A 20806-nucleotide genomic window follows, 5' to 3' on the forward strand; every position below is an offset into this window, starting at 1 on the left:
TGTCCCCTTGCGGATGCAAGGCGGAGCCTGCCCGCCGGAGGCATCAGCTATTTCAGCTTATTACATAAACAAAGGGAAGTCTGCATGCAGACTTCCCTTCAGTTGTATCATACTTACAGGTCTGGTTCAGGCGGTTGCTTACAGCCCTGCCGGAGTACCAAGCTGTTCAGTTTTTTCTTCGAGCAGAGAGGCAACGCTGTAGAGGGTTGCTTCGTCAAACTCTTTACCGAGAAGCTGAAGACCTACTGGCATGTTGCTGTCTGCTCCTAATCCTACAGGCAGGGACAAGCCCGGAAGTCCTGCAAGGTTGAGGGAGATTGTGTAGATATCCATAAGGTACATTTTCAGCGGATCGCTGGTAAGCTCGCCAACATTCCATGCGGTTACAGGAGATGCAGGGCCTACGAGTACGTCACACTGTTCAAGCGCTTTCAGGTAGTCTTCGCGGATAAGGCGTCGAACCTGTGCTGCTTTTTTGTAGTATGCATCGTAGTAGCCTGAGGAGAGTACGTATGTGCCAAGCATAATACGGCGCTGTACTTCGTCTCCGAACCCTTTGGAACGAGATTTTACGTAGATATCGAGCAGGTTTTCTGCTTCATCGCTGCGGTAGCCGTAACGCACGCCGTCAAATCGGGCGAGGTTGGAACTGGCTTCAGCCATGGCGATGATGTAGTAGGTCGCGATTGCGTATGAAGAATGCGGGAGCTCGACTTCAACAAGTTCTGCACCGAGTTCTTCAAGTTTTGCAACTGCTGCGCGACATGCTGATTCCACTTCTCCGTCGAGGCCTTCTGCCCAGAATTCCTTAGGCAAACCGACGTTGAGACCTTTAAGGTCTGTACGGTTCAGTGCTGCAAGGTAGTCTGCTGCAGGAGCGTCTACGCTGGTAGAATCTTTTTCATCGTGCCCTGCGATAACCTGAAGCAGGCGTGCGTTGTCTTCTACGGAGCGGGTCATAGGCCCGATCTGATCCAGAGAAGAACCGTACGCAACCATGCCGCGACGGGAAACAAGGCCATATGTAGGCTTGAGGCCTACGCAGCCGCAGAGGCTCGCTGGCTGGCGGATGGAACCACCGGTATCGGTACCAAGGGAACCGAATGCCTGAGATGCAGTTACGCAAGCTGCGGAGCCACCGGAAGAACCGCCCGGAACTTTGTTAAGATCCCAAGGGTTTTTGGTTGCTTTGTATGCAGAGTTTTCAGTGGAAGAGCCCATGGCGAATTCGTCCATGTTTGCTTTACCAATGATGACTGCACCGGCTTCTTTAAGTTTTGCAACTGCAAAAGCATCATAGAACGGCTCGAAGTTTTCAAGAATCTTGGAACCGCAGGTTGTTTTAGTGCCTTTGGTACAAAGAAGGTCTTTAACGGTAAGCGGGATACCCCAGAGAGGTTTGCTTTCGTTTGGACCTGCTTCGTCCATTGCACGAGCCTGTTCAAGAGCTTCTTCAGCCTGAACAGAGATGAGTGCCTGTACGGAAGGTTCTGTTTCTTCAATGCGTTTAAGACATGCTTCAACTACTTCGGTAACGGTGAGCTCTTTAGCTAGCAGCAGTGAGCGGATTTCACTCAGGGATTTATCGTACAGAAATGACATGTGGAATAAACTCCGCCGTTAAACAATCTTAGGAACAATGAAGAACTGGCCGTCAGTTTCCGGTGCGTTGGAAACAATGTCGTCACGCTCGAAGCGTTTTTCCGCTTTGTCTTCACGCAAAGGAGTCGGCTGTTCAACAGGGCTGTACAGAGGTTCTGTACCTGCGGTGTCGAGTCCGTTCAGTGTATCCATGTATTTGAGAATATCTTCAAACTGGCCTGCAAAGAGGCGCTGTTTTTCATCGTCAAGTTCGAGTCGGGCCAGCTTGGCAATTTGTGCTACCCGTTCAGGAGTAATGCTCATCGAGGTTGTCTCCGGTTATTGAGAAGTGCCTGGCGTAGTTTCAAAAGAGAACAGGCCGGAATTGTCAGCATCTGCGGTTTCTACGTTCTGAGTACCGTTTGCAGCTTCGTTACGCTGCATGCGGTACTCTTCAATGGTAAGACCGAGTTCTTCTGCTTTTTTGGTGTCTACCTCGTCCTTCATCATCTGGATACGTTCGTCATGGCGTGCGCGCACGGTAGCAAGACGTTTTCCAAATGTTTCAGGATTTACCGGTACAAAGCCGTTTCTGGAAGGACGGAACAGGAACAGGTTTTCAGAAGCATTACCGTCTGCATCCCATGCGATAGGAGCAATACTCCAATCCATGTGCTGTGCGGAGGCAAGTTCTGCGTTGACTGTGTCGTCATCCCAATCTGACGGTATGGATCCCATACCGGCTGCGAGGCGGATAAAGTCGTATCCAAGTCCAACCCATGCATCCGGCTTGCCGAGCCCTGCATCGTCCATAGCCTGTACCAGTTGCTTGGAAGCATTGGTCGGTGTGAACGGATTCCAGATACCCGGGAATACAGCTAACTTGTAGTAGCGTGATTCCAGCTTTTTGCCAGCAGAGAGTCCCTGTTCCCATAATGTAGGGCCGAGGAATACTGCACGGTCTTCCTGATGGAAGAAGAAATGCGGAATGATGGATTCCATGTTCTTCCAGCTGTCAGGAAGGAATACAGCCTGAAATGCCGGATTGTAAGGCATGTCTTCATACTGCTCATTGAGTCGGGCTTGAGCGGAGGCGTTTTCTATTTCTCCGTTCATAGCTTGGATTTCTTTATTCTCCTGATCGCTTTGCGCGAGGAGATTTTTGACATCTTTTGACCAACCTTGCGGGTTGTTCGGTGTGTAGCTTGCAGTCAGCACAGGGTAGTCTGACTGGCTTTCAGCTTTTTCCACGAACAACTGCGCCATGTGCTGCCCGTAATTTTCATTCGGGTACAGGGCTGCAAAGTTGTTAATACCCAGATCGAACTGGGCAAAGTTCAGCAAGGTTTGAATCTGGTCTTTAGGACTGGAGAAGAATCTCCATGCGTCTTTACCTTCTGTTCCAACCGGAAGTGAAGAAAGGAAGGTGAAGAATGCATGTTTTTCTGTAAGGTCGCGGTCGTAAATTTTACGGAAAACGTCCTTACGTAACGGGCCACCGACAATGGTGAACCCTGCAGGCAGTGCTGCGAGTTCTTCCTGCCATGTTGCAGATTCTGTATTGATTACTTTAAGAGCGAAATTGTAGCCGTTGTTTGTCAGCTGCCAGTGGGCAATACCTGCCCCGCGCACAATCTTCCAACCGATGGAACCGTACGGGCCTGTGAGCGGTAATGCCAGAGCAATACCTTGAGTAGGTTCGCCGAATTCTTTTTGCAGCGGTGCCAGCACGGCATCGATAAGAGTCGGGTCTGCCAGTTTGCCAAGGGAACGAAGGCGCTCAATTGCTGCCCATGCGGATGGCCAGTTTTGTTCGTCTCCTGCGGCACGACGTGCCTTTTCGAGCAGGACAATTGAGTAAGGATAAGTGACTTCGTTCTCCGGTGTCAGGTATCCGGAAATTGTAGCGAGCAGCTGTTCATCAATGCTATTGAGTTCTGTAAACAGACGACGTTCCAAGGCAGCTTTGTACTTGGTGTTCGGGGCTCTTGAATACAGATCTTCCAATGAAGTAAGGGCAGCACCTGTGTTGCCTTTTTTCCATTCTACACCTGCAAGGAGAAGGGCAGCATTTGCACGTAATCCCCACGGGTTTGTTTTTTTGGAGTATGTTGCCTCCAAAATGGAAAGAGCTTTTGATGGAGGCAGCTGTTTAATGGCAAGAACCCATGCGTCCTGCCATTCGGGAGTACTGATGGCACCCGGCTGGGTGGACTCCCATTTATCCAGAGCCTGCAAACCAAGGAAGGCTCGTCCACTTTTAATTGTGCTAAGCGCAAAATAGCGCCATGCGCTGCGTTTTTCAGCTTTAGACAGGTTCGGCTGTTGCAGAATTCTGTCGTAAAGAGTGCTGGCTGCTGTGTAATCACCGCTGTCGTAGGCAGCACGGGCTTTGTAACTAAGAGTCTGCTCGGCGCCTCTGGAAGAAGATGCTTGCGGAGTTACGATGACTTTTTTCCCACAACCAGTAAGAGAAGCCACAGTAAGTGCCATAACCAGGAGTGTAAAAGTTACACCGCGAATTGATAAATAAGATGTATATTTCATAGCATAATACCGTATAAAAAATGGCCTGATCCGCATAAGCGCGAATCAGGCCAAGGTAATCATATCAACCGGCAATTGCAAGAGCATGATGCGGGTAAGCGGTGTTATTACCCAATGCCGGAAAATCTATGTTTATTTTACTTCTGTGTAGTCAGCGTCAACAACGTCTTCGTCGTCTTTCTGCTGCTGTGCGCCTGCTCCAGCGCTTGCACCAGCGCCGCAGTCGCCGCCTGCACAGCCACCCTCTGCACCCTGTGCCTGCTGAGCGTAAAGCTGTTCAGCGAGCTTGTGGGAAGCCTGAGAAAGCTCTTCGCTAGCTGCTTTTACAGCTTCAACGTCGATTTCTTCAGCTTCGAGAAGTTTTTTAAGTGCTTCGGTTTTAGTTTCAAGTTCAGTTTTCAGGCCAGCATCAAGTTTATCACCAAGCTCACCGATTGATTTCTCAGTGGTGTAGATAAGTGTATCTGCCTGGTTACGAACTTCGATAGCTTCCTGCTTTTTCTTATCTTCATCAGCATGTGCTTCAGCTTCTTTAACGAGCTTGTCGATTTCATCGTCAGAGAGACCGGAAGAAGCGGTGATGCGGATAGACTGTTCTTTACCGGTGCCAAGGTCTTTAGCGGATACGCTTACGATACCGTTAGCATCGATGTCGAAGGTAACTTCGATCTGTGGAACACCGCGTGGAGCTGCAGGAATACCTGTCAGTTCGAAACGGCCGAGAGTCATGTTATCGCTTGCCATTGGACGCTCACCCTGCAGTACGTGGATAGATACTGAAGGCTGGTTGTCAGCAGCGGTGGTAAATGTCTGAGACTTCTTGGTCGGGATAGTGGTGTTACGCTCGATGAGCTTAGTTGCCACGCCGCCAAGGGTTTCAATACCAAGGGAAAGCGGGGAAACGTCGAGGAGAAGAACGTCCTTAACGTCACCTGCAAGGATACCACCCTGAATTGCTGCACCCATGGATACAACTTCGTCCGGGTTCACGGAGCGGTTAGGCTCTTTACCGAAGAAGTCAGATACAACTTTCTGTACGAGAGGCATACGGGTCATACCACCAACGAGGATAACTTCGTCAATGTCGCCCGGCTTGAGACCTGCGTCAGAAAGAGCTTTCTGGCAAGGGCCTTCAGTGCGTTTTACGAGATCGCCAACGAGGCTTTCAAGTTTAGCACGGGAAAGCTTAAGCATAAGGTGCTTAGGACCAGTCTGGTCTGCTGTGATGAACGGCAGGTTGATTTCAGATTCCATGGATGTGGAAAGGTCTTTCTTTGCTTTCTCTGCAGCTTCTTTGAGACGCTGGAGAGCCATGCGGTCACCGGAAAGGTCAATGCCGCCGTTTTCGCTTTTAAATTCTTCAACAAGGTAGTTGATGATAGCGAGGTCAAAGTCTTCACCACCGAGGAATGTGTCACCGTTGGTTGCAAGAACTTCAACTACGTTGTCGCCAACTTCGAGGATAGAGATATCGAAAGTACCGCCACCGAGGTCGAATACAGCGATTTTTTCGTTTGCTTTTTTATCGAGACCGTATGCAAGGGAAGCTGCAGTTGGCTCGTTGATGATACGTTTTACTTCAAGACCGGCAATTTTACCTGCGTCTTTAGTAGCCTGACGCTGGGAGTCGTTGAAGTATGCAGGAACAGTAATAACTGCTTCTGTTACTTCTTCGCCGAGGTATGCTTCAGCATCAGATTTAAGTTTGCCAAGTACCATAGCGGATACTTCAGCAGGGGAGTAGCTGCGGCCTTCTACTTCAACGTAAGCTTCGCCGTTTTTACCCTCTACGATTTTGTAAGGAGAGTGGTCAGCCCAACGCTGTACTTCAGGGGAGTTAAACTGACGCCCAACAAGGCGTTTAACTGCGAAGATAGTGCGTTCCGGGTTGGTTACAGCCTGACGTTTAGCAATGTCGCCAACGAGACGTTCTTTATCGGTGAAACCTACGATAGAAGGAGTTGTGCGGCCACCTTCAGGGTTGGTTACGCACTTAGGGTCTTTACCTTCCATGATGTAGACACAAGAGTTAGTTGTGCCAAGGTCGATACCAATAATTTTACCCATGTTTAAACCTCCTCATGAGAAAACTCTCACGATATTATCTTAAATTATAAAGAACCAGAATGGTCTGGCTTTTAGTCTTTGATGTTCCAAAATTTAAGCACGTTTTTTTTACGGGCAAGGGGCACTTGTTATTTTTTTTGTTTCATTGTGGTGTAAGTGCTCATTTTTAGTGGCGTAATACGATAAAAAACTCTTTGTAATCAGTACGTTCTGCGTATGTGCACTTTTGGTAAAAAAAACTGAAAAAGTTCCCTAACCATTGCGGTGTCGGGGCTGAACAGTCTGGTTATAGCATGTTTTGCCCTTATAAAAAATGGCTCTCAAAGCAAATGAGCAATCAACGTTACAAAACACGATGTTGTTTGCTGTGCTGTCACATAAAAAAGCCAGATGCCTGCATAGCTATATCTATGCCGTGCATCTGACTTTTTTTAATGCATTCTTGTGCGCTGGGAATGGGTACTCCCGCACTCTTGAGCGTTGCAGACAATTGCAGCCTGCAGAATGTTATCATTACGATATCATCACCCGTGCAAATGGATGATGTGCGGTTCAATTACTTGCCGCCGGAAACAATAACTTTGGCAGGTCGAATCAGGCGGTCCTTAAGCTTGTAGCCGCGCTGCATTACGTGCTTAACATGCCCTTCAGGCACTTCGTCACAGTTTTCCTGACCTACAGCTTCGTGTACTTCAGGGTTGAACTCGTCATGCTTTTCACCAAGCTGGCAAAGGCCGTGGCGCTCGATAGCTTCGATAAGGAGCTTCTGTGTCATTTCGACACCGATGAGCATGTTCTCACAACCTTCGAGGTTGCGGCCGTAATCGATTGCGAGCTGGAGGTTGTCGAGAGTAGGGAGCAGATCACCCAGAACAGATTCTGTTGCGTATTTGAACTGCTCTTCGCGTTCACGCTGCAGGCGTTTTTTGAAGTTTTCCATCTCCGCAAGACAGCGGATGCGAACTTCTTCTGCATCCTGCATGGTGTTGCAGTCAGGACAAACACGTTCTTTTGCGAGTTTCTGTACTTCTTCATCAGAAAGTACAATCTCAGTGGTCTGTTCCTGTTCTGCAGCTTCTGCAGTTTCTTCTGGCTTTACTGTGTCTTCACCCATTCTGCTAGCTCCTTATATCCTTATGCTGCTTTATCCTATTAAGTAAAAGCAGCAGCGAATGTTTAGTGCAAATATATTTTTTCTGAATATCCGTTATTCAGGGTTCTGTACGACTGTATGTGTTTCCATTGAAAATTGTACAACCTGCATGTTGTTACAACTCCTGACACATCGTGTACAGACGGGTAACAACGCGGTACCCACCTGTCAAGATGCAGGGGGAGAATTGTAAGGGTGCCGTTGTGGTAACATGCTGAAAAAGTAGTGGTTCTTTAGTTTTGAATAATGACTAATATTTTCAGGTTGTAAGAGGCAACATACTAGGCAGTGATACTCTGGATGTGTGTAAAAATAAAAAAGGGTACCCCGCAATACGGGATACCCTGACTTTTGTGTACTGAATGGAAATTGCGGATAGAATTTTTTCCAGCAGGCTTATTTACTTGAAGAGGTCACGGATTCCTTTTTCAAGCCGTTTGAGCGGGTTCTTTTCTTCACTGTCTTTACCAAGCAGTGATTTCGTGACGTCTTCTATAGAGGAGCCAAGAAAGCGCTTCATATCCACAGCGTACTTTGGCTTGGAAAGCTTGCCGCTGACAACAACAGGGATTGGCGGAACATTGTCGAACTTGAATTCAGCTTTGTAGTGAACAGAGTCTGACGCAAGGTTGGCAAAGCCGCTGCCTTTGGCATTCATTTCTGCTGCCTGCATGATGAAATCGTTGTTGGAGATTCTGCCGTTTTTCGCGAGCAGGGTTCCACGGATAACATCATACGGCTGTGCTGTAAGGGAGCTTTCAATTGTTTTGCGTGCACCACCTGTAAAGAGCTCAAGTGAACCTTTTGGCAGGAGGTTAAGTCCCTGTAAGGTTCCTTTGGTCGCATTGAATGTGGCTTTACCATTAAGGGTTCTGCTTACCGTCTCTTTGGACATACCATAGGCAGAAAAGGAGCCGTCAATAAACAGTGTGCCTGTTGCATATTCGGTTCCGGTAAGTGTGGTGGTGATGTTTGCCAGATTCATCTTATCGGTGGTGAGCTTCAAAGATGAAATCGGAAGTGTACCACGCAAGTCTGTTTTAAGGGTGCTGTTTACATCACCTTCAAAGACACGGAAGCGCAGAGGAGAAACAGTCACAACGCCACTTTTTCCTTCGCCGACCATTTTAATGTCTGTAATCGGAATATTTTTCACGATCATTTTTTTGATGGCAATATCAACCGTTGCGTTCAGCTTGGACAGTGTCTCCGGCGCAAACGCTTTAGCAAGGTTCTGCTCTGCATTACGTTCAACATTTGTGGTTCGCCCCTTAATAGGGGAAGATGCAGGCTGCTTTTGTTTTTTCTTTTTGGATGGCTTTTTCTTGCCTGTTTGCTTGTCGTTCTTGGTCACCAGTTCTGCAAGGGCAAGGTATGGATCAAGGTTTATGTGTTCGGCTGCAAGGCGCAGGCGCAGTTGCGGTGTGTTCCCAAAGTTGTAGAGGAAGTCACCATCAAGAGGGTGTCCACTGAGGCTGCCTTGGATATCACTAAGGGCAATTGTGTCAGGAACGAGCTTGAGTTGCATGGAAAGCTGTAACTCAGAGTTGTCATTCTCAGGCTGTGGTGCGGAAAAGCCCAGCGCTTTGGCGACTTCGCGGTAGTCGGTGCGTAGCTTCATGTTCCCTTTTACATCCAGCTCGGATGCGTAGGCAACTTCACCTGTGAGATTCAGCGTTGTGTTGTATGTTGCAAGCTCGCTGCCATGCACAACAACGAAGCGGTCATTGAGGTGCGCTGTCAGAGCAGAGCGCAGGTGAATGCTGGCCTGTTTCCCGGGGATTTCTTCACCCTTCGGCTCCAGAACTACATGGAGATTGGTAACATCGATAACTTGCAGGTCTTCGGACGGTGTGGCTTCGATGGTAATCTGGAACGGGGATTCCACTGCAGGCTTTTGCGATGTAGCCAGTCCGCTTACATTTAATGAAAATGGCTTTCCTGCGCGGAATGCAGAGGTATTAAGTGTAAGGTCTGCTACGGAATATTTTTTCCCTTCGCGCAGGTTTTCATACGTAATGTTTGTGTCACTGATGGAAAGTGATTCAACAAGCAAGGCTGCCAATGCAATAGATTCAGTCTGTGTGGCTTTAGGCTCTGGAGATTCGATAATGGAGCCGCGACGTTTTGGCTTATGCTCAGCCTCTTTTGGTGGCTTGAATGTCCAGTTGTTCTTTCCTGCTTTGTTTTCAATAAGGTTGAGGGTTACTCCTTTTAGGATAACGTCGGAAAATTCAAGCTTGCGATAAAACAGAGGCAGTACCTTCACGCTTGCTTTTGCTTGTGCCACAGACGCAAAGGGTTCTGTCGGAAACCCTTCCGGGTTTGTCATGCTGACTTCGCCAAGACTGATGCCGAACCACGGGAAGAAGGTGAGAGAAATGTCTCCCTTGAAGGAAATATCTCTTCCGGTGGCTTCATATACTGCGGATGTGATTTCTTGCTTATAGTCGTTAGGGTCGACGAGTGTGGTAAGGGAAACAGCTGCGATAACCAGTAAGGCTACGAGTGCTCCTGCGACCGCCAGAACAATTTTAGCTATCGAATTCATAGTTGACTCTCTTGTTGTAGGAGAAGATAGCAAAGGGTAGTATTTGTTAATATTTCAAATATATTACAATGATATTCATATAGGCGTAATGATGCTAGTATATGATATGTATTCTAGGTGCCTGTCAAATTTGTGCAACCACTTGAGTATTAAGTGCTTTTTTCAAGGTGGAAGCCGCAGCAAAAAATAGGTACAAACTTCTCCATGAATTACACAGTCACCGAATCCGCTACTCCATCCATTATGCTTCAGGGAACCTGCTCCAACGCAGGCAAAAGTGTTCTTACCGCGGCGCTTTGCCGTATTCTGTTGCAGGATGGTCTGTCCGTTGCTCCTTTTAAAGCCCAGAATATGGCACTCAATTCGTTTGTTACCCCAGATGGCAAAGAAATAGGACGTGCTCAGGCAGTGCAGGCTGCGGCATGCCGTCTGGAGCCTGACGTGCGTATGAATCCGGTGCTGTTGAAACCGTCTTCTGATACCGGCTCGCAGGTGATTGTGCTGGGCAAGCCTGTGGCGAATATGCGGGTGAAGGAATACGTACAATACAAACCTACCGCGTTTGCACATGTGCAGACAGCCTATGACTCTTTAGCAGCAGAACATGATGTGCTGGTGCTGGAGGGTGCGGGAAGCCCCGCTGAAATCAATCTGAAAGCACACGATATCGTGAACATGCAGATGGCGCGGTATGCACAGTCAAAAGTACTCCTTGTCGGGGATATTGACCGCGGTGGCGTGTTCGCCTCCCTTGTCGGGACAATGGAACTACTCGATTCATGGGAAAAAGATTTGGTGGCAGGGTTTATCCTGAATCGTTTCCGAGGTGATGAAAGTCTCCTCGACCCTGCATTGGAGTATACAACAGGCCGCACAGGAAAGCCGTTTCTTGGTGTTGTGCCGTATGTCATGCAGCTTGGATTGCCTGAAGAAGATTCCGTGACATTCAAGGAATCCATCGGACGACAAATGCCGGTTCGAGATGATGCGCTGGATATAGTGCTTGTCGATCTGCCGCATATTGCAAATTTTACGGATGTGGATGCCTTTGGCATTGAACCGGATGCAGTGCTGCGTGTGGTGAATTCTGTAGAAAATTTAGGCAGACCGGATTGCATTATTATCCCCGGCTCAAAGAATACTCCCGGTGACTTGCACTGGCTGCACGAAAGTGGATTGAGTGCTGCCATCACACAGTTTGTGGAAGCTGGCGGCGTAGTCGTTGGTATCTGCGGCGGTTTTCAGATGCTCGGAAAAACAGTTTCTGACCCTTCTTCCATTGAATATGTAGCGCAGGCTTCTTCTGATTCGCATGCACAGTTGCATGCAACCCAGCAGGGACTGGGCTTGCTTCCGCTACGCACAGTAATGGGCGAAGACAAGGTGCTGACCCGAGTAACAGGAATGCATGTACCTTCCGGAGCCACTGTAACCGGCTATGAGATTCATCATGGCGTGACCGAGATAGCTGGTTCCGCTAATGCGTTACAGCAGGCAGTTACCAGAGAAGACGGAAGCGTTATCGGATACGGCACTGCCTGTGATCATTCTTTCCAGACTGTGTGGGGAACATACCTGCATGGAGTGTTTGATGATGATGTGTTCCGTAGGGCATTCATCAATGATTTGCGCTCCCGCAAGGGACTTATGCCGTTAGATGGTGTTCAAGCATCGTTCTCCATAGATCCTGCTCTGGACAGACTTGCAGACACAGTACGCGATGCGCTGGATATGCAACAAGTCTATTCAGTGCTTGGATTATAAGGAGCTGGCAGCGGTTCAGTTTGAAAATAATTTTTCTCTGATGTGCTTATTCGTGGAGATGCCTCCGGCGGGTCTCCGACGGGCAAGGGCTCTGCCCTGCACCCGCAAGGGGCTTGCCCCTTGACCCGATTATACGCGTCCCCGTTTGTTATTTATGGAGCTGGAAGCCGCGAACACGTTACCTTTCTATAGCGAAAGAAAAAAGCTGGTGGTAACACCTTTATTTGATAGAGGTTGTACTAATATTATAGCAGCGTTAGGCTGTCCTTCAGATGAAGGGCAGCCTTTTTTTGTTACAGAAAGGTAGTCTCCTACGCGGCTTCCAACATTGTAGATAACGGACAGCTTCGCGCATACATGGGGTCAAGGGGACAGTGTCCCCTTGCGGGGGTGCAGGGGGCAGAGCCCTTGCCCGTCGGAGACGACTCTTACTGTGCGTCGCAAACATGTACATATCGCGCGTTGCACCCCCCTGATCGAGCCTTTTGTAGTGTATGGTGGCTGGTGAGATAACGATATGAGATTACATGGAGGATTGATGACCATATCAAGTCAGCTGACAGTGCACAGATACGAGGGAGACGGGATACAGAATGTGTGGCCGGTATTGTTCAGATTTTTGAAACCGGAGCATGTGAAAGCAATAAAAACGAGGGCTGTGGGAGGCGATACGCCGCTTGAGTATGGCTCTGAATATACTGTGGAGGTCTTGGAAGGTGGTTCTGGACGTTGCACTGCGACAGTTGAACAGGGTGAACAACTCACGCTGTATCTGGATGTGCCTTTGACGCAGGAGACGGACTTACGTAATGCGGGAAAGTTAAGTGCTGAAGCGATTGAGCGTATGGTGGATAAGGTGACTTTGGCGTTGCAACAGCAGCATGGAGCCATTGCGCGATGTGTTCAGGTGGCTCCCACATCGTCTTCAACTCCGCAGCAGGTGATGCAGGAGCTCAAAGAATCCGCTGAAGTTGCCAGAAACGCCAAAGGTGAGCTGCTGACCATTAAGCAGGAAACACTGCAGATAAAGCAAGATGGCTCTGCTGAGGTGGACAAGGCAAAAACTACTGTGCGCGATGCCGGAATAGCAGTGGCAGAAGCAAGACAGCTTATCAGGAATGCACAGGCGTTGATAGATCAAGCGTCCAGCGGTTCCGGTCAGGAAGCTGTGGATGAATTGTTGAGTGGTATGGTGGTGCCGTTCAAGGGCAGTGTGCATAGTAACGGGCATCCGGTAAACAGGCTGACTGGAAATCCCGATGGCAAGTATGGCTTGTGTGACGGGCGAACATACTCAGCTCCTGACGGCAGTAAGGTAACAACACCTGATTTACGTGACAGATTTATTGCGGGTGCTGGAAACAACTATGCGCAGGGGGATACCGGAGGATCGGATACTGTAGCATTAACGTTGGAGCAGATGCCTGCCCACTCCCATACGCTTCGGGCATATAATAGGGATGGATCGTATACATTTAATGATTTGATGACATCCAGCCGCACTACAACGGCAGATCGCAGCACTGGTGTGACGGGTGGCGCGCAGGCGCACGAGAACCGTCCACCGTATTATGCTCTTGCATATATGATGAAGTTGTAACGATTAGGCTGGAATGCTGGGAGTGGATTCGGCAGGCAGTGGGATGCCTGCCGCTATATTATTTATGAAAAATTGAATGAGTGCCGTGCTTGCGCCATGTTTTCCACGGGCTGTTCAAGGTCCCGTTTGAGTAGACTGTGTAGGCATCGTTTCTGTGCAGAATGTAGTTAAATACCGCCATGTCATTCAGTTTGTCTGTAATGTTCAAGCGTTCCATTTCAGCACAGGCTGCTTGGAGAAGGGTAAGGACATCGTATTGTCTGCCACCGATGATGCCGCAGTTTCGGATTGGTTTTGCAGCAAACTCCGGAAAGTCGTTTCCATAGATAGTCTTTAACTGATCGACCATCCACGGGTTTTCGCCAATGGTATTTACTTCCCCGCCGATGAATATGGAGTATGACTCCCTGTCTTTCCATGTGTTGCGCTGCGCAGTGAGAGCCGTGCGCCATGCGGTTGCATTGCGTGAAGCTGTGAGCAGACGTGAAACGTCAAAGTAGTCCCATACGTTGCGGCGGAGCACCAGTTTCGCGGGATTTCTGTTGAACCACGCGTCTGAAATATCAACAATGAAAGCGGTGCGGCAGTCCGGCAGGGACGCAAGCAGATCACGTGCAGCAAAAAAACGTTCATCAGCGATGGTGAAGTTGCCCGGAGAGTACGGGACAAAATGCAGGCTGCCTTTATGGTTTGCTGTGGTGATAAGGGAGAATGTTTGACGGCACTTATCCATGAATTTTTCCGGTAGGCCGTCATGCAGGATAATCATGTTAAGCTGAAGACGGATTGCGCTGTGGAACCAGTCAGCAATGTAGTCAAAGGACGCTGGCTGAACAGAGACTCCGTGCTGAGGATGCACTTTTTGAGTGAAGTATGCCCCGATGACAATATCTTTGTCCGTGAGTACCTGATTGAGTGTGGTAGCCTGTTCCGGTGTACATTGGAGATGGCCGGAGTTGGGATTGGGCGGGGAATCGACATCGGTAATGCGGGGAGCCTGCATCAGATTTCTCCTTCTTTCAAACCTATTACCCCACGTTTACCCAGTTGACGGATGAATTGGCTGACCGCAACGCGGGCTTCTTCCGGATGCAGTTGATAGGCTTTGGAAAGCTCTGTTGCAATGTCCTGTACTGTCCGTTGGCTGTTAATGCGTGTCCAGCAGAACGTCCCGAGCTCATCAAGCTCGAGGCGTTTTTTTTGTACAGGCGGTTCATGACCGAAGGCCGAGGTGAATTTACTGAACCACGGGCGCATTCGGAGCGGAAAGGACAGCGTAACACTGTTTGAAGTGCGGTTTATTTCTTCGACAAGCAAATTTCGGACAGGCACACAAGCCATTGCCTGTTGCATGGACAATGACTGTGTGACCTGTTGATTTTTTGTGCTAGTCGACTTCCACATGATTGCAAATAGATTCCAAAAACGAACTGGATATTGGGGCATTCGACCGTATTTCTACGGTGACGAGCTTGTTCTGCTCCTCAACAATCCACGCTGCTCCTTTTATCTGCTGTGGCTTACCCAGTGCAGAACGGAACAGGCGCTTCATGAAGGAAGGTGCCTCTACCTGCTCCCAATGATAACGTTTTTTTGCTCCCGTGGGGAGTATGGATTTGTCTTTGCGGAAGTTTTCTAATGGTAAGTGGTACTTTGCATGTAGCCATCTGCGGAACGGTTTGCCTTCCAGTACAACGTTGGCGGGGCCCAGACGTGTAATACAGATGTTTGATGCACCGGACTGCAGCTCGAGAACGAACTCGCCGGGTTTGAAAGAATGACGGACGAGAGTGGAGCCGGCAGGAAGCGCGCAACGCAACCCGAACATACTGAATGTTACAGGCTCGTCAGTCTTGGTGATGCTTAGTGAGGCAAGGATTTGCCGGATAACATCGTCATACTGATCGATAGGTGCGTGAACCTGAAGAACCAGAATCGTTTTAGAAGGAGAATGGATACAAATAGCGCCGCTGCCATCCGCATGAGAGAACGGTTGAACTTCCAGCAAGGGTTGCAGTGTGTTTGTAATTGAACACCACTGGTCGGTAACAGCACTTTCGTCTGTGCTGAATCCTTTCATCCGTTTTAACTGGCGAATGATAGACTGTTCTTTTTTGGGCAGGGAATCAGAGTCGGAAACTCTGTGCCATTTGATTTCCAGTGCAGGATGTGAATTGCGGGAAAAAAGAAGATAACGCTGCTCAATAGCAGCAGGGATCCAGCTGTCAGGCATGGTCAGCGTAATGCCGTTCCATGCGGTGGGACTACCGGATATCTCCGATTGGGGGTCCATGCAGTATTCCTTAGTTATAGTTGCACAACGATGCGTACAGAGAGTGGCTAGTATCTAGCCACAGTGTGCCGGTACGTCATCTTCCCGCAGTGCGGGTACCGTGAAATCTAAAAAATGCCGTTCATAAAACTCGTTCGCACATATTTTTGCAGTATGAGTTTTTGAGGGGCTATTCATATGCTTGTACTACTTTTTGATCGTGGTCAAGCATATTTGTGAAGGCGGTGCTGCTTTGCTGCATATAATGGAATTACCGGTAGTTATCATGTCGAACATATTCTTTTTATGCAGCAGCTGTGCATTGTGTGGTAATAATGGTGCGTTAAGCCGGATAGCTAGTAGTATCAACAGGTGGAACGTTCGATATTCCTGATGTATCATAGTGCGTTATCAGATGTATTGTGTGAAAATAATGAAAGGCTGACGCGTGCACCGCGCGTTGCTGTGCCATGAGAAAACAAGATCACTTATTTCGTTGCATATACTTAGATACTGGCCTCGTTGGATTTTCTGCGTTTGCATGGGACTCAACAGGCAGATTTGAAAGGGTCTAGAAGCGTTGTAACAGTAAGATGTTGCAGGAATGGAGACGATATGCGTGCTTTTTTATTATATTTTATCGCTTTTCTGATTCTCTATACCTATAATGCCAGAATTTGCCCGTATGTCTCCCTTCTTCCGGCATGGCAAAGTGGATTTATAGCATTTGTGCCCATTGCGTTTGCCTACCTGCTGCGAACCCTGCTGTATGCACCGCTGGTGTTAAAACAGACATTAGATGTGCAGGCACGAGTGATTGGCTGGGTGGATTTTTCCCTGTTTGTTGTGGCGGGTGCAGCGATGGTGGCATTTAACCGCATCGTTTTTGATTTTCCGTGGATAGAAAGCGGATTAAAAGTGTTTGTAGGCACATTCACTATTGGTTTTTTTGTCGCAATAGATCTTGCGCTGGAACATAACCGAAAGGTGATGCAGGTGGCACGTAGTATGAAATGGACGTACTCGTTGCCGCAGGTGTACTATCCGATTACCACCAAATTCTTCTTTTTCGGTACCATTACCATATTCTTGTTCGCCTTCCTTGTTTTTGCGGTCATTACACGTGATCTCTACATACTCAGTTCTCTTGCCGGAAAAATACGTGATGTGGACATCGCGCTTACGCGAAAGTCCATTATGATAGATATTGTTTTTATTTTGATTATGATGCTCGGCTTCACAATTAACCTGCTCTATTCCTATTCACTCAATTTACGCATGTTGTTCCAGAGTCAGACTGGTATTCTGGAGCGGGTGAGCAGAGGAGATATGGATGAGTTCGTTCCAGTCATGACCTCTGATGAGTTTGGTGTGATTGCAGGGCATACGAATACGATGATCTCGGGATTGCGGGATCGTATACGCATGATGGAAGGGCTTAAAGTCGCTGGAGAGATGCAGCAGGCGTTATTTCCCAAAACGCATGCAACCTTTGAAGGGCTGGACATTGCTGCCACATCAATTTTTAGTGATGAGACCGGAGGCGATTTTTTTGATTTTCTGGAAGAGCTTGGTGAAGGCAAAGATGAATTAATTATAATTCTTGGTGATGTCACAGGGCACGGAATCGGTGCGGCATTACTGATGGCTTCCACCAGAGCATACTTGCGGATGCAGGCAGAGTACCAGCATTCTCCGGCACTGCTTCTCACTAACACCAACAAATTGCTTGTTCACGACTGCTATGGCTCTGGGCGGTTTGTGACATTGTTCTGTCTGCAGATTTCAGGGGATAAGCGATATTTAAAATGGGCAAGTGCAGGACATGATCCGGCGATTGTTTTTGATGCGGGAACCTCTGAATTCAGGGAGTTGAAAGCCCGTGGTTTGCCGTTAGGAGTCATGCCTGATTCAGATTATGAAGAGATTTGTTGCGATGCGCTCAAGCCCGGCGATGTGTTGCTTATAGGCACAGATGGTATCTGGGAAGCTACTGATCGGGAAGATAATATGTTCGGAAAAGACAGAATACGGGAAGTAATGCGTGAGAATCACTACAAGCCGGCAGCAGAAATTCTGCATGCGGTAGCGCATGCTGTAAAAGATTTTCGGGGTGGGAAGCCGCAACTTGATGATGTTACGATTGTTGTAATCAAAGCAGAGTCGTAATGTGCAGGCATGAAGTCCGTGCATAAAAAAATCCCCTGCTACCGGTTTTGATCCGATTGCAGAGGATTTTTATAGAGCTTCACGATTATTGATAGTTATGACCGTTGTATGCTTCACGCATAGGGGCATTCATAAGGTATTGCTGATTGTAGTTCGGGTTCATGCTCTGAGGAGAACGATCCCCGCCATGTGTGTGAGTCACCGGTGTCATTTGTGTCTGTGACATCTGAGCGTATCCTGCATTCTGCATGTTCATTTCATGCACTCTGTGCAGGAGCATGTCACGTCCGGTCACGTTAATACCATACTGGTTCTTAAGAACTTTCGTTTGTCTCTTATGGTTGCTCATAAGCTGTTTGCGCAGCTGTTCACGCTGGACTTCAACGTTGGCTTTTTCTGCAGGAGATTTAAGAGCAGAGCGTTCCATCATCAGTTTTTCCTGTTTAAGAGCGAGCAATTCATTGTAAAGTGGTTCGTTTTCGGCGGAAAATTCAGTGAGTGTACGTGAAAGGTCAGCGCGTTGTTCTGGTGTTAAGTTAGCCGCGCGGATTTTAGCGCACATCGGGCAGTTGCCGTGGTTCATATACATGCTTTGCTGTTGCATCATCATGTGCTGATTAACTGAGCTGCGTGGCATTTGCTGCATCTGCTGTCTTTGCATGACATTTGGATGTGTTCTGTGTTTTGTAATGCCGTTTGGTGAGGTGTAGTGTTTCGGGTCTGAGCTCATCTGAGGGTAGTGACGAACTTCGTGATTCATCATACCGTGTTGCGGCTGTTGCTGCATCTGATGTTGCTGCATCATCGGCTGCTGGTTCATATCTTGATGTTTGATTACAGCGCCTTGCTGCATTGACATTTCTTCAGACTTGGCTGCATGTGGTGCAAAAAGCACGACTGCGCAGAGTATAAGCATGCAAATCTTTACCATTCTCATGGTAGAAACTCCTCATGGTTGTGTGTGTTTCAAATCGTAGGCCCTAGAGAGAGTAAAGCGCATGTGCGGCTTGTATTAACAGTATTATCGGCTCACTCATCTACTGTTGCTTTATTAAATACTGTGGCTCAGCAGAGTAACGAATGCAGGTGTCCATGCCGGTTTTTCATGCTTGTCAGAGTTAGACTTTACAGACAGAATGGCGTATGTAAGCACGTTCAACAAGTTACGAGAATAATGAAGCTGCGTGCATCGCTGTAAGTGCGGCTTCTTACATGTATTATATTTTTTACAGGAGGAGCGCCGGAAACGGCCGTCCGAGACTATATGGCGAAACTGGATCATATTCGAAATTTCAGCATTATTGCGCACATTGACCACGGCAAATCTACCCTCGCTGACCGTATTCTTGAAATTACCGGTCTGGTAGGGGAACGAGACCAGCGTGAGCAGTACCTTGACCGCATGGAGCTGGAGCGCGAACGCGGCATTACCATTAAGGCACAGGCGGTACGTATTCCGTACAAGGCAAAAGACGGTGAGGAATACGTCTTGAACCTGATTGACACTCCGGGCCACGTTGACTTCGGGTACGAAGTTTCCCGCTCCCTTGCTGCCTGTGAAGGCGCATTGCTTGTTGTGGACTCCACACAGGGTGTTGAAGCACAGACGCTTGCTAACGTGTATCTTGCACTTGATCATGATCATGAAATTGTTCCAGTGCTGAACAAGATTGATCTGCCGAGTGCCGACGTTGACCGTGTTTCTTCAGAAATTGAAGAGAGTATCGGCCTTGATGCAGAGGAAGCTGTAGGCGTGAGCGCTAAAACCGGTCTTAACGTAGATCAGGTTCTGGAAGCTATTGTAGAGCGCCTTCCTGCTCCGCAAGGTGATAAAGATGCACCTCTCAAAGCCCTGATCTTTGACTCATGGTATGATTCATATCAGGGTGTTATTGTTATGTTCCGAATAATTGATGGTACCGTCAAAAAAGGCGATAAAATTCGTCTGATGGCTACTGGAAAGGAATATGACATTACCCGTCTTGGCGTATTCAGTCCTGAAATGGTGGAAATGAAAGAGCTGGCTGCCGGTGAAGTAGGCTTCCTCTGTGCAACCATTAAAGAACTGGGTGACGCAAAAGTTGGTGATACCATTACACTCGCCAGCAATCCTTCATCAGAAGCTATTCCTGGATTCAAAGAAGTACAGCCTATGGTTTTCTGTGGCCTGTATCCTTCTGATTCTCAGGATTATGAAAACCTCAAATATGCGCTTGAAAAATTGCAGCTGAACGATGCTGCGTTCCAGTATGAAGCAGAAACCTCTCAGGCTCTTGGCTTTGGTTTCCGCTGTGGCTTCCTTGGGTTGCTGCACATGGAAATTATTCAGGAACGTATTGAGCGTGAATTTAATATTGATCTTATCGCTACTGCGCCTTCCGTAATTTACAAGGTTATGACAGCAGACGGTGTTACCCACGAAGTGGATAACCCTGCAAAGCTGCCTGACCCGAGTAAGACCGAAGCGCTGTACGAACCGTTTGTCCGCTGTGAAATCCACGTGCCGGATGAATATGTAGGTAACGTATTAAAACTTTGCGAAGAAAAACGCGGCATTCAGAAAGATATGAAGTATCTGACCACAAACCGTGTTATTATTACCTACGAATTGCCGTTTGCAGAAATTGTGTACGATTTCTTTGATAAGCTGAAGTCATACACAAAAGGATATGCTTCCATGGACTACGAGATTGTAGACTACCGTGAAGCAAACCTTGTTAAGCTTGATATGCTGATTAATGGTGACCCTGTAGATGCTCTTGCAACCATTGTTCATAAGGACAAGGCATACTACCACGGTCGCGCTGTTGCACTTAAATTGAAGCGCAGTATCCCGCGTCAGTTGTACGAAGTAGTTGTTCAGGCTGCTATCGGGCAGAAGATTATTGCGCGTGAACGAAATGCGCCGCTGCGTAAAAACGTTACTGCCAAGTGTTACGGTGGTGATATTTCACGTAAGCGTAAGCTGCTCGAAAAGCAGAAAGAGGGTAAAAAACGTATGAAACGCATGGGTAACATTGAGTTACCTCAGGAAGCGTTCCTTGCTGCTTTGAAAATTGGTGACGATTAGATCTGACTGCCCGTATGCGGGCTAACTAAGCA

The 20806-nt window shown here is 48.0% G+C and carries 14 protein-coding genes; 4 read left to right on the plus strand and 10 right to left on the minus strand.

Features of this window, described 5'->3' with window-relative positions; translation table 11 throughout:
* Positions 1-138: 138 nt before the first annotated feature.
* The 6 genes from gatA to SP90_RS06515 all read right to left on the minus strand — a co-directional run bounded on the left by gatA (position 139) and on the right by SP90_RS06515 (position 9899).
* Positions 139-1602: an Asp-tRNA(Asn)/Glu-tRNA(Gln) amidotransferase subunit GatA gene (gene gatA / locus SP90_RS06490; RefSeq protein ID WP_066853787.1), complete on the minus strand. Its 1464-nt coding sequence runs from the start codon at positions 1600-1602 to the stop codon at positions 139-141.
* 18 nt (positions 1603-1620) lie between these two features.
* Positions 1621-1905: an Asp-tRNA(Asn)/Glu-tRNA(Gln) amidotransferase subunit GatC gene (gene gatC / locus SP90_RS06495; RefSeq protein ID WP_066853789.1), complete on the minus strand. Its 285-nt coding sequence runs from the start codon at positions 1903-1905 to the stop codon at positions 1621-1623.
* Between the two features lie 15 nt (positions 1906-1920).
* Positions 1921-4128: a type 1 periplasmic-binding domain-containing protein gene (locus tag SP90_RS06500; protein ID WP_066853791.1), complete on the minus strand. Its 2208-nt coding sequence runs from the start codon at positions 4126-4128 to the stop codon at positions 1921-1923.
* 132 nt (positions 4129-4260) lie between these two features.
* Complete coding sequence (gene dnaK, locus SP90_RS06505) at positions 4261-6195, minus strand: molecular chaperone DnaK (RefSeq protein ID WP_066853793.1); 1935 nt, start codon at positions 6193-6195, stop codon at positions 4261-4263.
* Between the two features lie 556 nt (positions 6196-6751).
* Positions 6752-7309, minus strand: a complete 558-nt coding sequence (locus SP90_RS06510) for a nucleotide exchange factor GrpE (protein ID WP_066853795.1) — start codon at positions 7307-7309, stop codon at positions 6752-6754.
* 439 nt (positions 7310-7748) lie between these two features.
* Complete coding sequence (locus SP90_RS06515; RefSeq protein ID WP_066853797.1) at positions 7749-9899, minus strand: AsmA family protein; 2151 nt, start codon at positions 9897-9899, stop codon at positions 7749-7751.
* A gap of 204 nt (positions 9900-10103) precedes the next feature.
* On the opposite strand from SP90_RS06515, the gene SP90_RS06520 reads away from it, so the two are divergent.
* Together SP90_RS06520 and SP90_RS06525 are read left to right on the plus strand one after the other, a co-directional pair.
* Positions 10104-11663, plus strand: coding sequence for a cobyric acid synthase (locus tag SP90_RS06520; RefSeq protein ID WP_066853799.1), 1560 nt, complete (start codon positions 10104-10106; stop codon positions 11661-11663).
* Between the two features lie 538 nt (positions 11664-12201).
* Complete coding sequence (locus tag SP90_RS06525) at positions 12202-13263, plus strand: hypothetical protein (RefSeq protein ID WP_066853800.1); 1062 nt, start codon at positions 12202-12204, stop codon at positions 13261-13263.
* Positions 13264-13321: 58 nt separating this feature from the next.
* Here the strand turns inward: SP90_RS06525 and SP90_RS06530 are convergent, their stop codons facing one another.
* From SP90_RS06530 to SP90_RS06540, 3 genes are read right to left on the minus strand one after another with little or no spacing between them, the layout of a single operon-like run.
* On the minus strand, positions 13322-14266 hold the full coding sequence (locus SP90_RS06530; protein ID WP_066853801.1) for a hypothetical protein: 945 nt from the start codon (positions 14264-14266) through the stop codon (positions 13322-13324).
* A complete protein-coding gene (locus SP90_RS06535; protein ID WP_197498770.1) occupies positions 14266-14667 on the minus strand; it encodes a PqqD family protein in 402 nt (133 codons plus the stop codon). The genes SP90_RS06530 and SP90_RS06535 overlap by 1 nt, the downstream gene beginning before the upstream one ends.
* Positions 14651-15556: a hypothetical protein gene (locus tag SP90_RS06540; RefSeq protein ID WP_066853804.1), complete on the minus strand. Its 906-nt coding sequence runs from the start codon at positions 15554-15556 to the stop codon at positions 14651-14653. The genes SP90_RS06535 and SP90_RS06540 overlap by 17 nt, the downstream gene beginning before the upstream one ends.
* A 594-nt stretch (positions 15557-16150) precedes the next feature.
* On the opposite strand from SP90_RS06540, the gene SP90_RS06545 reads away from it, so the two are divergent.
* On the plus strand, positions 16151-17704 hold the full coding sequence (locus SP90_RS06545; protein ID WP_082936327.1) for a SpoIIE family protein phosphatase: 1554 nt from the start codon (positions 16151-16153) through the stop codon (positions 17702-17704).
* Between the two features lie 85 nt (positions 17705-17789).
* On the opposite strand, the gene SP90_RS06550 is transcribed toward SP90_RS06545, so the two are convergent.
* Positions 17790-18641 (minus strand): hypothetical protein, encoded by an 852-nt coding sequence (locus tag SP90_RS06550; RefSeq protein WP_066853806.1) that lies wholly within the window; start codon positions 18639-18641, stop codon positions 17790-17792.
* A 327-nt stretch (positions 18642-18968) separates the two neighbouring features.
* Between SP90_RS06550 and lepA the strand changes: the two genes are divergently transcribed.
* The gene (lepA, locus tag SP90_RS06555) at positions 18969-20774 is read left to right on the plus strand and encodes a translation elongation factor 4 (protein WP_066853808.1); all 1806 of its coding nucleotides are present in this window, start codon (positions 18969-18971) and stop codon (positions 20772-20774) included.
* Positions 20775-20806: the final 32 nt, after the last annotated feature.

The sequence above is a fragment of the Halodesulfovibrio spirochaetisodalis genome, from assembly GCF_001672295.1.
GTDB classification, from domain to species: Bacteria; Desulfobacterota; Desulfovibrionia; order Desulfovibrionales; family Desulfovibrionaceae; genus Halodesulfovibrio; species Halodesulfovibrio spirochaetisodalis.

What these genes read in the sequence shown, in the direction of transcription:
- gatA (WP_066853787.1), bottom strand. Translation starts at nt 1,602, where the DNA reads ATGTCATTTCTGTACGATAAATCCCTGAGTGAAATCCGCTCACTGCTG.
- gatC (WP_066853789.1), bottom strand. Translation starts at nt 1,905, where the DNA reads ATGAGCATTACTCCTGAACGGGTAGCACAAATTGCCAAGCTGGCCCGA.
- SP90_RS06500 (WP_066853791.1), bottom strand. Translation starts at nt 4,128, where the DNA reads ATGAAATATACATCTTATTTATCAATTCGCGGTGTAACTTTTACACTC.
- dnaK (WP_066853793.1), bottom strand. Translation starts at nt 6,195, where the DNA reads ATGGGTAAAATTATTGGTATCGACCTTGGCACAACTAACTCTTGTGTC.
- SP90_RS06510 (WP_066853795.1), bottom strand. Translation starts at nt 7,309, where the DNA reads ATGGGTGAAGACACAGTAAAGCCAGAAGAAACTGCAGAAGCTGCAGAA.
- SP90_RS06515 (WP_066853797.1), bottom strand. Translation starts at nt 9,899, where the DNA reads ATGAATTCGATAGCTAAAATTGTTCTGGCGGTCGCAGGAGCACTCGTA.
- SP90_RS06520 (WP_066853799.1), top strand. Translation starts at nt 10,104, where the DNA reads ATGAATTACACAGTCACCGAATCCGCTACTCCATCCATTATGCTTCAG.
- SP90_RS06525 (WP_066853800.1), top strand. Translation starts at nt 12,202, where the DNA reads ATGACCATATCAAGTCAGCTGACAGTGCACAGATACGAGGGAGACGGG.
- SP90_RS06530 (WP_066853801.1), bottom strand. Translation starts at nt 14,266, where the DNA reads ATGCAGGCTCCCCGCATTACCGATGTCGATTCCCCGCCCAATCCCAAC.
- SP90_RS06535 (WP_197498770.1), bottom strand. Translation starts at nt 14,667, where the DNA reads ATGTGGAAGTCGACTAGCACAAAAAATCAACAGGTCACACAGTCATTG.
- SP90_RS06540 (WP_066853804.1), bottom strand. Translation starts at nt 15,556, where the DNA reads ATGGACCCCCAATCGGAGATATCCGGTAGTCCCACCGCATGGAACGGC.
- SP90_RS06545 (WP_082936327.1), top strand. Translation starts at nt 16,151, where the DNA reads ATGCGTGCTTTTTTATTATATTTTATCGCTTTTCTGATTCTCTATACC.
- SP90_RS06550 (WP_066853806.1), bottom strand. Translation starts at nt 18,641, where the DNA reads ATGAGAATGGTAAAGATTTGCATGCTTATACTCTGCGCAGTCGTGCTT.
- lepA (WP_066853808.1), top strand. Translation starts at nt 18,969, where the DNA reads ATGGCGAAACTGGATCATATTCGAAATTTCAGCATTATTGCGCACATT.